General features: G+C 64.7%; 14 protein-coding genes. 8 read left to right on the top strand and 6 right to left on the bottom strand.

Going from position 1 to position 12,793, the window contains the following annotated elements; genetic code table 11:
* Window positions 1–100: 100 nt before the first annotated feature.
* Together fliJ and R2N03_RS08185 are read left to right on the top strand one after the other, a co-directional pair.
* Complete coding sequence (gene fliJ, locus R2N03_RS08190) at window positions 101–565, top strand: flagellar export protein FliJ (protein ID WP_012430686.1); 465 nt, start codon at window positions 101–103, stop codon at window positions 563–565.
* 35 nt (window positions 566–600) lie between these two features.
* Window positions 601–2,178 carry a flagellar hook-length control protein FliK gene (locus R2N03_RS08185; protein WP_012430685.1) on the top strand — a complete coding sequence of 526 codons (1,578 nt, stop codon included), beginning with the start codon at window positions 601–603 and terminating at the stop codon, window positions 2,176–2,178.
* Window positions 2,179–2,520: 342 nt separating this feature from the next.
* On the opposite strand, the gene R2N03_RS08180 is transcribed toward R2N03_RS08185, so the two are convergent.
* A complete protein-coding gene (locus R2N03_RS08180) occupies window positions 2,521–3,498 on the bottom strand; it encodes a DedA family protein/thiosulfate sulfurtransferase GlpE (protein WP_316657181.1) in 978 nt (325 codons plus the stop codon).
* Between the two features lie 172 nt (window positions 3,499–3,670).
* Here R2N03_RS08180 and R2N03_RS08175 point away from each other — a divergent pair, with 172 nt between their 5' ends.
* The gene (locus R2N03_RS08175) at window positions 3,671–4,219 is read left to right on the top strand and encodes a GNAT family N-acetyltransferase (RefSeq protein ID WP_316657179.1); all 549 of its coding nucleotides are present in this window, start codon (window positions 3,671–3,673) and stop codon (window positions 4,217–4,219) included.
* A gap of 10 nt (window positions 4,220–4,229) precedes the next feature.
* Here the strand turns inward: R2N03_RS08175 and R2N03_RS08170 are convergent, their stop codons facing one another.
* Window positions 4,230–4,397 (bottom strand): DUF6726 family protein, encoded by a 168-nt coding sequence (locus R2N03_RS08170; protein ID WP_012430682.1) that lies wholly within the window; start codon window positions 4,395–4,397, stop codon window positions 4,230–4,232.
* A 412-nt stretch (window positions 4,398–4,809) separates the two neighbouring features.
* On the opposite strand from R2N03_RS08170, the gene R2N03_RS08165 reads away from it, so the two are divergent.
* From R2N03_RS08165 to R2N03_RS08145, 5 genes are all read left to right on the top strand, one after another.
* A complete protein-coding gene (locus tag R2N03_RS08165) occupies window positions 4,810–5,193 on the top strand; it encodes a hypothetical protein (protein WP_316657175.1) in 384 nt (127 codons plus the stop codon).
* Between the two features lie 125 nt (window positions 5,194–5,318).
* Window positions 5,319–5,624 (top strand): hypothetical protein, encoded by a 306-nt coding sequence (locus tag R2N03_RS08160; RefSeq protein WP_012430680.1) that lies wholly within the window; start codon window positions 5,319–5,321, stop codon window positions 5,622–5,624.
* A 77-nt stretch (window positions 5,625–5,701) separates the two neighbouring features.
* The gene (locus R2N03_RS08155) at window positions 5,702–6,367 is read left to right on the top strand and encodes a DUF1345 domain-containing protein (RefSeq protein WP_316657172.1); all 666 of its coding nucleotides are present in this window, start codon (window positions 5,702–5,704) and stop codon (window positions 6,365–6,367) included.
* Window positions 6,364–7,389: an AI-2E family transporter gene (locus R2N03_RS08150; RefSeq protein ID WP_012430678.1), complete on the top strand. Its 1,026-nt coding sequence runs from the start codon at window positions 6,364–6,366 to the stop codon at window positions 7,387–7,389. Before R2N03_RS08155 ends, R2N03_RS08150 begins: the two co-directional genes overlap by 4 nt.
* Before the next feature lie 720 nt (window positions 7,390–8,109).
* Window positions 8,110–9,342 carry an MFS transporter gene (locus R2N03_RS08145; RefSeq protein ID WP_316657170.1) on the top strand — a complete coding sequence of 411 codons (1,233 nt, stop codon included), beginning with the start codon at window positions 8,110–8,112 and terminating at the stop codon, window positions 9,340–9,342.
* Between the two features lie 220 nt (window positions 9,343–9,562).
* Here the strand turns inward: R2N03_RS08145 and R2N03_RS08140 are convergent, their stop codons facing one another.
* From R2N03_RS08140 to R2N03_RS08125, 4 genes are all read right to left on the bottom strand, one after another.
* A complete protein-coding gene (locus R2N03_RS08140; RefSeq protein WP_012430675.1) occupies window positions 9,563–9,835 on the bottom strand; it encodes a CppA family protein in 273 nt (90 codons plus the stop codon).
* Between the two features lie 112 nt (window positions 9,836–9,947).
* Window positions 9,948–10,865, bottom strand: a complete 918-nt coding sequence (locus R2N03_RS08135) for an MBL fold metallo-hydrolase (protein WP_316657168.1) — start codon at window positions 10,863–10,865, stop codon at window positions 9,948–9,950.
* A gap of 72 nt (window positions 10,866–10,937) precedes the next feature.
* On the bottom strand, window positions 10,938–11,702 hold the full coding sequence (locus R2N03_RS08130) for an SDR family oxidoreductase (protein WP_316657166.1): 765 nt from the start codon (window positions 11,700–11,702) through the stop codon (window positions 10,938–10,940).
* A gap of 63 nt (window positions 11,703–11,765) precedes the next feature.
* Window positions 11,766–12,440 carry a histidine phosphatase family protein gene (locus R2N03_RS08125; RefSeq protein WP_012430672.1) on the bottom strand — a complete coding sequence of 225 codons (675 nt, stop codon included), beginning with the start codon at window positions 12,438–12,440 and terminating at the stop codon, window positions 11,766–11,768.
* Between the last annotated feature and the right edge of the window lie 353 nt (window positions 12,441–12,793).

The raw sequence follows: 12,793 nt of genomic DNA, 5'->3' as shown, positions 1-12,793 counted from the left end.
CTTGACACTGTGAAGCCGCAAGCGTTGCGCAAGCCGAAGGCTAAAGCCGCCGGGTTTGCGTCCGATGGGTTGATGTAACGGGAAGCTGGAGGGTCCACCGATGACCACCATGAACAAGCCGTTCCGCCTCGAAACCTTGCTGGAACTGGCCCAGAAGGACACCGAAAAAGCCACGCAGGAAGTCGGCCGCCTGATGAACACGCGCGAGGCTGCCACGCAAAAGCTGGCGCTGCTGTCCGACTACCGTAACAACTACCACCAGCAGATGCTGAGCAGCGCCGAAGGCGGCATGGACGTGACGCGCCTGCGCAACTACGCGGCTTTTATCGACCGCCTGGGCAATGCCGTGCACCAGCAGAAGGGCACCATCAATGCGCTGGAGCAGCAGCTCGCAATGAGCCGTGCCAACTGGCTGGAAAAGCAGCGCCGCGAACAGTCGTTCGACATCCTGCGCCAGCGCCATATTGAAGAGCAGCGTCTGGACCAGGAGCGCCGCGCCCAGCGCGAAAACGACGAGCACGCCGCCAAGCTGATCCGCATGCGTGCGGCGCAGGGCGGCAATTGAAGCCGAATCAACTGAATACGCAAGACGGAGTCAACGTGGGTCTGAGTGCCACCCAAAACGCCGCCACGAAGGATCTGGGCGCCATGTTCTCGGCGGGTCACGCCGCCGCTGACAAGGGCCAAGGGGCATCGTCCGGAACCGATACATTCGGCAACCTGTTGTCGGATCGGCTGCAACTGGACCGGGCCGCGCAACAAGCGGCAGACCGCCGGGCCGACGCCCAGCCCACCACCGACGATGCTGGCCGCAAGGACGCAGCGTACGCCAACGCCCCACGCAACGACCCGGATGCCTCGCCGGCAGATGCCAGTGCTCCGGCTCAGGCCGCGGCAACGCCCGCCACCAGCGCGCAGGACGCAGTGAACGCCAAGCCGGCCAAGACAACGGATACCAAAGACCTGGATGCTGCCGCGCAGGCGGTTGCTGACCCAGCCGCGCAGCTGGCTGCACAGATCGAGGCGGCACGCCAGGCTGCACAGCAGGCCGCACAGCAGGTGATTGCCCCAACGGCGTCGCAGTCAGGCGCTCAGCCGAATGACAATGTCACAGGCGCGACCCAACCGGGCGGCAAATCGGCCGCAGCCGATGCCGCGGCGTTGGCTGCGCTGAATGCCGCAGCCACAGCCGCGCAAGGCTCCACCGACCCCGCTGCCGCCCCAGTGCAGGCCGGTCAGGCAGCACTGCAGGCCGCCAGCCATGGCAAGGACGCCAAAGGCACGGCAGCCGGGGCAATGACCGCACCGAACACGCCGACGCCGCCTGCCACGCCGCTTCCCGATGGCGCCGCCCTGGCACAGACCTTGGCGCGCACGCGAGCCGTCGCCGACAACACGCCGTCTGCGGTACGCCAACTTGGCACCGCGTCGCAAGCGCCGGGCGCCGGCGGCGAGCACGGCCTGCCGCGCCGCGCCGATGCCAGCGCGCATGGCAACGTCACGCAGACTGCCGCGGCCGCCGTTTCCGATGCGGCGAGTCAGTCGCGCGATGGCGGCAACGCTGGCACGCAGGCCGATTCCCAAGGCACGGGCACCCAGTTCCAGGGCATGCTGGCACGCGCCAATGGCGATGCGAGCATGGCTGCTCCCACGTTCGCCGTGGGCAATGCCGGTGCAGCGGGCCCGGCGGCCGGCGCATCGATCAGCCCCGCACAGATCCACACACTGCCCACCTTCGGCGATGCCGCGTGGCCGCAGAGCATGGCCAGCCAGCTTGCCTTCATGCAGGTGCATCGCCAGTCGTCGGCCGAACTGCAGCTGAACCCCGCCGAGCTGGGCGGTCTGCACGTCAAGCTCGAGGTGGACAACGGCGCCGTCAACGCCAGCTTTGTCTGCCAGCACCAGGCCGTGGCCGAGCTCGTGCAGGACGCCATGCCGCGCCTGCGTGATGCCTTGCAGCAAGGCGGCATGCAGCTCGCGCAAACCTCGGTCAGTACGGGCGACTTCAGCCAGCAGCAGAATGCGTGGCAAGGCTCGTCCGCACAAGGCAACGGCTCAGGCAATGGCGGTGGTGGCCGGTTTGGCGGCGCTGGTCAGAATCGTGCAGAGGGCGATGCGGTAGCGGCCACGCCGTCGCGCGTATCGAGCCACGATGGCGCCGTCGACACATTTGCCTGATCTTGGGCCTAAAGGTTTGCTGAAACCTGCCGTATAGGCCTTGGAGTGCCGTCACAACGGCCGGCCGCAAGGCGATGAAAGCAGTAGGAAGGACGGGAAATCACAACGCAAGCGCGCCGCGCGCCAGCATGGAGCGGCAGCCTTGCGAGGGATAACAAGGGGGTCAAGTCCGACCGGCGAAGACGGGATCAAACGGGGATCACTTCGCCACATCCGCCTTCGGGCGGATGCATAACGGACCGATGCGGCGTGTCCGAGCCGGGGGGCTGGCGCACCGCATGTTTGCCGTACTTACGGGAGAGCGCACCGAGAGGTGCGCTTTTTGTTTTTGGGCGCGGTAATTCAGGCGCGGGCTTCGGCAGCTTGCAGTGTTGCCGGGGTTACCGGAACGACGTGCTCGACGCCGTAGCCGCGAGCGATCCACGCATCGATGCCGCCGTGCAGCGGGCGCACGCGCTTGAAGCCGCGGCTCATGAGGGTGCGCGCAACCGCCACAGCCGACGCCTCGTTGGGGCAGGCACAGTAGATGACGATCTCGCGGTCCGGGCCATCAATCTCGATCGCGTTGTGCTGGCTCGACATGTCGTACAAGACCGCCCCGGGAATGCGTTGCGGCTGCAGTTGCCTCGAACTGTCGGCACGCACGTCGACGATGACCGGCGCCGCGCCTGACTCGATGAGCGCATGCAGTTCGTCGGGAGAAATGCGCACCATTTCCAGCATCTTGCGAAAACGCCACCGCTGCAGCCAGCGCACGGTCACGTAGGCGACTGCCAGCAGCAGGATCAACACGATGGCGCGCGCGCCGAGCAGGTCGAGCTGCCGCAGGGCCTGGTCGATGCTGTCGTGCGCAACCCGCCCCAGCATGAGCCAGATGATTGCCCAAAGTGCCGAGCCTGCCAGGTTGTAGAGCACGAATGTACTGAACGGCGTACGCATGGTGCCCAGCAGCGCCGACGACACCGTCGACAGACCCGGCACAAACTTTGAAACCAGCAACAGCGGCGCGCCCCAACGCTCGAATTGCGTGCGCGTGCGGCGCACGCAGGAATCCGGGGACAGGGACACCCGGCAAAGCAGGGCCATCACATGTCGGCCGTACCGCTTGCCCGCCAGATACCACAGGCCGTCGCCGAGCAGGGCTCCCGTGATGGCGGCGGGCAGCAACTCCATGAAGAACAGGGGGCCGTTCAGGGTGAGCGCACCGCCTACCAGGAGCGTCGGTACTGCGGGCAACGGCGCGCCTGCCTGCGTGAGCAGCACGTTGAGGAACACGGCAAACGCACCGTATTCGGCGAGCAGGGGAAACAGATCGTGCATGAAAGAGGTGGAGGCGAGGGGCCACGTGGCAAAATGCGTCCGTCAACTTACCGCATTCCGGCGTCGTCCGGTAGCCATACCAGCAGCGCGCGCCGGTGCACGCACCGATCTCATGAAATTGGCGTGACAATGCGGCTTTCCCTCTGCCTGCCCCCTGTGCGTTCCCGCTGCCATGTCTTCCGCACCGATCTCCGTCGATTCCCACTCCGCGCCCGGCACCCAAACCATCGACGTCCGTCCGGCCACACTGGCTGACCTGCCGGCCATCGTGGCGATCTACGCGCACCATGTGCGCACCGGGACCGCCAGCTTTGAGACCGACCCACCCGACTTGGCCGAGATGACGCGCCGCTTCCAGGCGTTGCAGGATGCCGGCATGCCCTACGTGGTGGCAGAGGCGGACGGCACGCTGCTCGGCTACGCCTACGCCGGCCCGCACCGCGCGCGGCCGGCTTATCGAAACACGGTGGAAGATTCGATCTATCTGGATACCGCCGCGCAGGGGCGAGGCGTCGGCACGCTATTGCTGCAGGCGTTGATCCGGGATTGCCAGGCGCGCGGCTTCAAGCAAATGGTGGCGGTGGTGGGAGGCGGCCATCAGAACCCTGGCTCCGCGCGGCTGCACGCGCGCTGCGGCTTCCGCGAGGTGGGCGTCCTGGAACATGTGGGCTACAAGTTCGATCGCTGGCTGGATTGCCTACTCATGCAGCGGTCGTTGTGACGGTTCGGATTCAATCAATGATGTCGGCGCAGGCGTCGGTGGGCGCGGCGGCGACGTGGCCCACGAGCGGCACCATCTTGAGGCCGGCCGACGCCACGCGGCAGGGCGCCGCGGCCACTCCACAGCCGGACAGAAGTGCGGCACACAACAGCGACACAGCGATCAGGACAGGTTTCATCGTGCAGTCAGCCGGAAGCGAATGTTGCGCAGTGTGGCACAGACGGCCTGCCGGGTGGCGTGTGCTGGTCGTCTGACAAGGCCATTCGATCGACGTCCGGGAGGATGATGCAACGCACCACGTTGCAGCTCTTTAGATCGTTCGCGGCGCGCACAAAGCTGACTTTTGTCGAAAAAGTCACATTGTTTGTTTGCGTAAAAAGAGCGTTCTTTCCTTGCCGCAGGCCGCAAATTCACTGTTAATGCGGGTTTTCCCTTAATTTCACATATCGCAACAATAAATTGTCTGTCACGACATTTATTGTCGTCGAGAGCTCGCCTACGATGGCTTCATCGAATGCGGCGCCGCAGCGAAAAAGGGTCCCCAAAACGGACCACTGCCCGACGCGCTGCGCCCACACCGGAGAAGAATCATGAAAGCACAACGCACCCTGATTGCAGCCCTGATTGCACTGGCTTCCGTGCCCGCGCTGGCGGCCGCGAAGTTTGACGTCTACACCCAAGGCGCTGCGGCTGGCCAACGATTCGACGCCTACACGCAAGGCGCCAAGGCTGGCAGCAAGTTCGACCCGTACACCGAAGGCGCCAAGGCCGGCGACAAGTTCGATCCGTACACGCAAGGCGCGCTGGCCCGTACCGGCAAGTTTGATACGTACACCGAAGGCGCCAAGGCCGGCAGCAAGTTCGACCCCTACACCGAGGGTGCACTGGCCCGTGCCGGCAAGTTCGATCCGTACACCGAAGGCGCCAAGGTGGGTGACAAGTTCAACCCCTACACCGACGGCGCCGCCGTCTGAGGCCTCGCCCGCTCCGCACGAACGCCCGCACAAGCGGGCGTTTTTTTTGCGCGTGTCGGGGCACGATTGCGGCAAACTTAACGGCGAGCCTGGCGTCTTACTGCCATCGCATCCAGGAAGCCAAGATGATCCGCTCCCGCTGTTTGACCTGCACCCTATGGCGTCTCTTGCTTGCCGCGGCGACTGCAACGCTGGCGGCTTGCGCCACCGTCACGCCCGGCCCCTTCCAGATCACAGTGCGTGATACGGATGACACGGTGCTCGAACAATTCCAGTTTCAGGCCGGGTCACAGGATTCGCTGGAGATTGCGATCATTGGCATGTGCCGCGTGTATCCGGAGGCCACCGTCATCGCCGAGCAGCTGCAAACGCACGAGCGCGTGCAGGAGCGTTGCAAGCGTTCATTCGCGTCGATGCTGACAGCGCCCTGAAACGGCTACCATGTCGCCTCCGTAGCCGGCGCCTGTCGGCGATCACCGTTCAATGCCTGGACCGCACGAGAGGCCATGTGACAACGCAAGACGAGCCCCTGGAATTGTCCCGCTTCGCGGCCGCCCGGCCACGCCTGTTGGTGGCGCTGAGCCTTGGAGTTGTCGTCGGCATGCTGGTGCCGGCGGAGCGCGGATGGCTCACGCGCACGCTGCTCGGCTGGGACGCCGCTGTCTGGACGTACCTCGTCCTGATTTCCGGGATGATGCTGCGCGCCGATCCGCGTCGCATACGCGCCGTGGCCCGCCGCGAAGACGAGCGTGCCTCGGCAGTGCTGGCCGTGGTGTGCCTGGGCGTGGTCGCCAGCATGGTTGCGATTGCCTTTGAGCTGGCGACGGCCAGGTCGGCGGGACATGCGCAGGCATGGCACACCGCTTTTGCCGGCGTGACGGTGCTGGGCGCGTGGCTGATGGTGCCGATGATGTTTACGGTGCACTACGCGCATCTGTACTACCGGGCGCGCGACGAGCTGCCCCTGCAGTTTCCCGATCGGGAGATCGAGCCCGATTACTGGGATTTCCTCTACTTCTCGTTCACGATCGCGGTCGCGAGCCAGACGGCAGATATCAGCATCCGCTCGCGTGCGATGCGCAGAGCGGTGCTCGGGCAGTCGCTGCTGTCATTCTTCTTCAACACGAGCATCCTCGCGCTTTCCATCAACATTGCTGCCAGCCTGTTTTCATGACGATGCATCCCCTCGATCCACACGCTCGCGCCATCAAGACGGTCAGCTACGTGCTGGTGGTGGCCATGATTCTTGCCGTGTTGTGGCTGCGTCTTTTGCCGGCCGCCATTGCCGGCTTGCTGGTCTATACGCTGTCTCGCAGGCTCGAGGCCAGCCTGCGCCGGCGGCCCGTGTTGGTCACGCATGCCAAGGCCATCGCGGTCATCGGCGTGTCGGTCGTCGCTGCGCTCATTCTGGCGGGCATCGGGCTGGGCATCGGCCGCCTGGTCGAGCATGGGCATGGGCTCGAGGGCATGCTCACGCGCATCGCCGACGTGCTGGACAACCTGCGCGCCTCGCTGCCTGGATCTGTGGCCGATTACATTCCGCCGTCTGTCACGGAGCTTCGCATACGCCTGGTCGAGATGCTCAAGGAGCACGGACGGCAAGTGTCGACAGTCGGTATCGACGGGCTGCGCCACAGCGTGCTTGCGCTCATTGGCCTGATCGTGGGTGCGATGGTGGCATGGTCGGATGCCCCCGATCCGACGCGCCACAAGCCGCTGGCTGCGGCGCTGCTGAACCGGCTGGGCAGGCTGACCGCGGCGTTCGAGACGGTGGTGTTCGCGCAGGTGAAGATCTCCGCGCTGAACACAACGCTTGCGGCCATCTACCTCCTGGGTGCGCTCCCGGTGGTCGGGCAGCATGTACCGTACTCGAAGTCGCTGATCCTGCTGACGTTCGTGGCGGGCCTGATTCCGGTGGTCGGCAACCTCATCTCCAACGCCGCCATCGTCGTGATGAGCGTGACGGCCTCGCTGGAGCTGGCCGTGGCCTCGCTCGTCTTCCTGGTGATCGTGCACAAGCTCGAGTACTTCGTGAACGCACGCATCATCGGCAGCCGCATCGACGCGCGGGCGTGGGAGCTGATCCTCGCGCTGATCCTGATGGAAGCGCTGTTTGGCGTGGGCGGCGTGATTGCCGCGCCCGTGCTGTACGCCTACATGAAACGTGAGCTGACGGATGCAGGCCTGATCGGCTGACGACCGGGCCAGGGGTGAACCGCCAGCGCCCCCGCGCTGACGGCATCGGCAGAAAAGGGCGCGCCCTACGGGACGAGGGGCGCGCAATAACTCGCCGACCGAGAGACGTCAGCGAGCCGAGGGTCGGTACGTGGGAACGAAGCGGGCGACGGGCGCATGGCGGTGCCGGTGAGGTCCACGGCTTCGGAGGTGACGAAGCAGCAGACGACGCGGTCGTCGAGCAAGGCCTGGTAGAAAAGGTCTCCCATCGCGCGGCAATGCGTTCCCGTTAGCAGGATCTTCATGGCTCCCCTCCCATGGCTGACCAATGTTCGGCACCGCGGGGTGCTCGTCATCGGTTCGGATTGCGGAGCGACGTGCAGGCATTGATGGCACAGCCGCGGGTTCCGCCAGGCCGCTGACACGGGCACGAATGCGTCGTGCAGCGATCCATGCTGGCGAGTATAGAGAACGTCTCCTGAGCGACCATGCTCCGAACGGACGAGCGTCACGCGCGAAAACGGCTAGCAGGTCGGCTGCCTGCCAGGGCAAGCTGGGCGCGGGTTTGCGGGAAATTGACGGGCGTCTGAAGGCGAATGGCGTGGCGCCGCCTGACGCTTTCGCCTGGACAGCAAATTGTCTGGTTCACGCTAATCATTGTCGAATTTGCGGTAACCGGCCTGCACCGTTTAGGCGCATGATTGAGCGCTCCTGCATTGCTGCTCGTTCGACAGATCCATCATGCAAACCACCGCAAACGGCCCGGCCGCCGCCCCCACGCAGGCCGACAAGACCGGCTTTGGCGTGATCGGCGCCATCAGCTTCGCGCATTTCCTCAACGACATGATGCAGTCGTTGATCCTGGCGATTTATCCGCTGCTCAAGGGCAATTTCCACCTCGACTTCTCACAGATCGGGCTGATCACGCTCACCTACCAGATCACCGCGTCGCTGCTGCAGCCGATGGTCGGGCTTTACACGGACAAACACCCGAAACCGTACTCGCTGTCGGTGGGCATGGGGTTCACGCTGGTGGGGCTGGTGCTGCTGTCGATGGCGCCCAACTATGGCACGCTGCTGCTTGCTGCCGCGCTGGTTGGCACCGGCTCGTCGATCTTCCATCCGGAGTCTTCGCGCGTGGCACGCATGGCTTCGGGCGGCCGGCATGGGCTTGCGCAGTCGCTGTTCCAGGTGGGCGGCAATGTGGGCAGCGCGATGGGGCCGCTGCTTGCCGCCGCCATCATCATGCCGTACGGGCAGCACAGCCTGGCGTGGTTCTCGCTTGCCGCGCTCGTCGCCATCTTCGTGCTCTATCACGTGGGAGGCTGGTACCAACGTGAACGCGCCGCGGGGCATGCTCGCAAGGCCGGCGCGCACGCACATGCGACGGCAAGGCTGCCGGGCCGGCAGGTGGCGTTTGCGATGACGCTGCTGGTCGTGCTGCTGTTCTCGAAGTACTTCTATCTGGCCAGCCTGAACAGCTACTACACGTTCTACCTGATCACGAAATTCCACCTGTCGGCGCAGGCGTCGCAGATGTTCCTGTTCCTCTTTCTGTTTTCAGTGGCCGTTGGCACGATCGTCGGCGGCCCGATCGGGGATCGCGTGGGGCGCAAGATCGTGATCTGGGTATCCATCCTCGGTGTGGCACCGTTCACGCTGATGCTGCCCTATGCCAACCTGTTCTGGACGGCCGTGCTGACCGTGATCATCGGGTTGGTGCTGGCCTCGGCGTTCTCTGCCATCCTCGTGTACGCGCAGGAGCTGATTCCCGGCAAGGTGGGCATGGTGTCCGGGTTGTTCTTCGGATTCGCGTTCGGGCTGGGCGGCATCGGCGCCGCAGTCCTGGGCAAGCTGGCGGACGCGACGGATATCTACAACGTCTACCACCTGTGCTCGTTCCTCCCGCTGATCGGTCTGTTGACGGTCTTCCTGCCGGATATCGAGCGCAAGGGGCGCCTGCATACGGCTTGAGCAAACGCCGGTTGGACCACCCGGCCGCACGGGCGGTACAGGGGTGATGCCATCGCATCCAGCCGGGTGCCTGCATCGATCTGCAAGTCGGGGGCTTGGGATGGCTGCCAACGTGACGGTTGTGCAGATGCCCTGCGGGCGCGTACCCCAACCCAGCCCGGCAGCCCCGCCGGGCATGGCCCGCCTGGCTGCGTGTCAAAGCCTCGCCAACCCTGAGGACTTAGGCCGCTGCGTGTCGTCCCGTACCCAGGATGCCGCGGATGGCGGCAAGATATGCCTCGCCGACAGCGCGATTGAGCGGTCGCGCACGCGAAACCCGCTGACGGGGAGGTGGCGTCAACCCCAGCGTTCGGCACACGGCGGAGGCGTACGGTCGGCCACGTCCTTCCATGCGCATCACAACCTCGCACAAGGCCTGTTCGCCCAGGCGCTCGCGCAGCCACGCCACCGTCTGGCGGTCGTACTCGTTTTCGATTCGGATCAGGTCGTCCATGGTGAGCACTGTATAAATTCACAGTTACTGTGAATATATACAGTTATTCACGCATTTCAAGGGCGTGTTGCTGAACGGCCGCAATCCGGGCCGTCGTAGCGATCGGCGGGGGTCAAGCCACCCGATAGGCGCCTTGGTCGTCCTGCAGGACCCGCCCTTGCGCGAGCAACTCGGCCAGGTGCTGCAAGATCGTTCTGCGCTCCGCGCCCTCCACCCACACATTCTGGTAGCCCGGCGGATACAGCAACCGCTGCTCAACCAGTTGCGCCAGCGTCTTGGGCGATTCCTCGAGCATGGTCAGCAGGCGCGCTTCACGCTCGCTCAGCTTGGCGGTGTAGGCGGCGAGATCGCGCAGGAAGGATTCCCGGTCGGTGTAGATGCCGCGATGGTGCGAGGTGACCCACACCTTGGCGGGGATCTCGTGCAGCCTTGCAAGGCTGCGACGGAAGTCGTGCAGGCTCGAACAGGCATCGCCATAGTAGGGGCCAAAGCCTGTCAGATCGATGTCGCCAATGAATGCCACTGCCTCTGGCTCGATCAGCAGCACGCTGTGGCCCGCCGTGTGACCCGGAAAGTGGAGCGCACGGACCTGCGTCTGGCCAAGATCCCACGACGCGCCATCCACGTACCCGTGCGCATCGGGGCGCGGCGTATAGAAGAACTCCCGTTGGAGTTTCTCCAGCATGCGCGGCGCGAGTGCGTCATCAAGGCCGTACGTGTCGACCATGCCTTCCCAACTCCGCAGTGCCGGCACGTCGGCCTCGTGCGCGTACACGCGCGCGCGCGGCAAGCGGTGCAGGCCCGCCATGTGGTCTTCGTGCACGTGGCCCATCACCACGAGTTCGGTGGCGTCGAACTCGGCGCCGATGTGGTTGGAGACGACCGGCGTGTCAAAGGCGGCGCGAGTGTCCGCGCCGCGAATGAGCACCTGGTTGCCATCGGGGTACTTGCCGTTCTTCTCGCCAAAGAAGACCGATACACGCCCGAAGTCTGCGCGTTCGATCTTCGTGCGGGCGTGGGTGGCGGTCATGGCGTGTCTTGTGCGACGTGTCCGGCCGCGCATTTCGTCAATGCGGCCGGCGTGCATCGTGGTAAATCGGTGTCAGATCGTGATGCCGCCATCCACGACGATGCACTCGCCGTTCGTGTAGCTCGCGGCATCAGAGACCAGATAGAGCACCGTGCCGGCCATCTCGCGCGGCTCGGCATGGCGGCGCAGCGGGATCTCGCTGATCCAGCGATCGTAGGTGGCCTTGTCTTCGAACAGTGCGCCTGCGAACTTGGTCTTGGTCAGGCCTGGCAGCAGCGCGTTCACGCGGATGCCGAGCGGCCCGCATTCCTTGGCGAACGCACGGGTCATGTTGACCACGGCGGCCTTGGTGATCGAGTAGATGCCTTGCTTGTCGCCCGGCTGCAGCGCGTTGACGGATGCAGTGTTGACGATGGCGCCGCCCCCCTGCGCCCGCATCATCTTGCCGGCTTCGACCGACATGAAGAAATAGCCGCGGATGTTCACGTCGACGGTCTTTTCAAAGGCGGCGAGGTCGGTGTCGAGGATATGGCCGTAGTACGGATTGGCCGCAGCGTTGTTGACCAGAATGTCCAGCCGGCCATGCGTGTTGCGGATATGTGCAAAGGTGGCCTCGATGTCTTCCATGCGGCCGACGTGGCACGCCAGCGCCTCGGCCTTGCCACCGGCTTCGCGGATGCTGTCGGCCACGGCCTGGCAGTCCGCCAGCTTGCGGCTCGATACGATGACGTGCGCGCCTTGCTCGGCTAGCAGTTTGGCGATTTCCTCGCCGATGCCGCGGCTTGCGCCCGTCACCAGGGCGATCTTGCCGGTCAGGTCGAACAGGTTGGTACTCATGTCTCGCTCCTTTAGCGGATATCTGTTTGGAATGGGTCGTGCGTCAACCATGCGCTGCCGCGTTCAGCCGTAGGTCTGGTGGTCGCGCCGCTCGGGCGTATCCAGATGCGGAATGCTGTTGAACGTCGCCAGGTGGAACGCATCTGCGTTGAAGAAATACTGCGAGACGCTGCTGTTGCGAATCTGCAGATTCAGCGCGATGGCGCTTGCGGCGGGGGCGGCCAGCACCTGCTGTGCTGTCACGGCAATCGGGCCGCCCGAGCTGATGGCAAGCACGCGCTGGCCACCGCCGCCCTGGATGGCTGCGCGAGCATCGGCCACGCGTTGCTGGAAGGCCGCCCAGGTCTCGGGTAGCGGCCCGCGGAGCTTGTCTTCCGACCACAGATGGAGCACCTGCTTGAGCGCCCGGTAATGGTCGCGCATGGAGCCCGTGGCCAGACGCGTCAGCTCGGGAAAGTCATCGCCCAGCGCGGCAAATAACCCGTGAAAGTCATATTCGTTCAGGCCAGCGTGCTGTTCATAGGTGGCACCAACAATGCCCATGCCCCGCAGGATGCCCTCGACTGTCTGCTCGTGGCGGCGCAGCGTGCCGCATACAACCCGATCGAACACGACGTCGTGTCGCGCAAAATACTCGCCAAGCCACTCGCTCTGCTGCTCGCCGCGAGCGGAAAGCTGGTCGTAGTTGGCGGCGCCGAACGAGGCTTGTCCGTGCCGCACCAGATAGAGCTCCGCCATCGTCTGTGCGCCCAATCTCAAGAAGGTGCCCAGATTAGCGGCCGACACACTATTTGTGAAATTTATTATTTGAATGACCAGTAATGCATTGAATGAATAGTCGGCGGCATTGCGGGGCCAGCGGACCGGTCTTATCGCGCCGGGCAGTGACGCGGAGGGCCCCGTTGGCACCCGCGCCGGCCGACGCGCGCGATAAGACCCCCTCGGTTGCTGGTCTGTCGGTGCGCAGTGGCAACGTTGCCGGACGTGTCCCGTGCGCCGCCCGATGGCGGCCTAAACGTAAACAACCACACCGTACGGGCCGCTCGGCCCATCCGATGTGCTATCGTCGCCGCCACGAAAATTTCACACAT

The organism is Ralstonia condita, from assembly GCF_958405655.1.
GTDB classification, from domain to species: Bacteria; Pseudomonadota; Gammaproteobacteria; order Burkholderiales; family Burkholderiaceae; genus Ralstonia; species Ralstonia condita.
This window is presented reverse-complemented; position numbering and strand designations above follow the sequence as displayed.

What these genes read in the sequence shown, in the direction of transcription:
- fliJ (WP_012430686.1), top strand. Translation starts at nt 101, where the DNA reads ATGACCACCATGAACAAGCCGTTCCGCCTCGAAACCTTGCTGGAACTG.
- R2N03_RS08180 (WP_316657181.1), bottom strand. Translation starts at nt 3,498, where the DNA reads ATGCACGATCTGTTTCCCCTGCTCGCCGAATACGGTGCGTTTGCCGTG.
- R2N03_RS08175 (WP_316657179.1), top strand. Translation starts at nt 3,671, where the DNA reads ATGTCTTCCGCACCGATCTCCGTCGATTCCCACTCCGCGCCCGGCACC.
- R2N03_RS08170 (WP_012430682.1), bottom strand. Translation starts at nt 4,397, where the DNA reads ATGAAACCTGTCCTGATCGCTGTGTCGCTGTTGTGTGCCGCACTTCTG.
- R2N03_RS08165 (WP_316657175.1), top strand. Translation starts at nt 4,810, where the DNA reads ATGAAAGCACAACGCACCCTGATTGCAGCCCTGATTGCACTGGCTTCC.
- R2N03_RS08160 (WP_012430680.1), top strand. Translation starts at nt 5,319, where the DNA reads ATGATCCGCTCCCGCTGTTTGACCTGCACCCTATGGCGTCTCTTGCTT.
- R2N03_RS08150 (WP_012430678.1), top strand. Translation starts at nt 6,364, where the DNA reads ATGACGATGCATCCCCTCGATCCACACGCTCGCGCCATCAAGACGGTC.
- R2N03_RS08145 (WP_316657170.1), top strand. Translation starts at nt 8,110, where the DNA reads ATGCAAACCACCGCAAACGGCCCGGCCGCCGCCCCCACGCAGGCCGAC.
- R2N03_RS08140 (WP_012430675.1), bottom strand. Translation starts at nt 9,835, where the DNA reads ATGGACGACCTGATCCGAATCGAAAACGAGTACGACCGCCAGACGGTG.
- R2N03_RS08135 (WP_316657168.1), bottom strand. Translation starts at nt 10,865, where the DNA reads ATGACCGCCACCCACGCCCGCACGAAGATCGAACGCGCAGACTTCGGG.
- R2N03_RS08130 (WP_316657166.1), bottom strand. Translation starts at nt 11,702, where the DNA reads ATGAGTACCAACCTGTTCGACCTGACCGGCAAGATCGCCCTGGTGACG.
- R2N03_RS08125 (WP_012430672.1), bottom strand. Translation starts at nt 12,440, where the DNA reads ATGGCGGAGCTCTATCTGGTGCGGCACGGACAAGCCTCGTTCGGCGCC.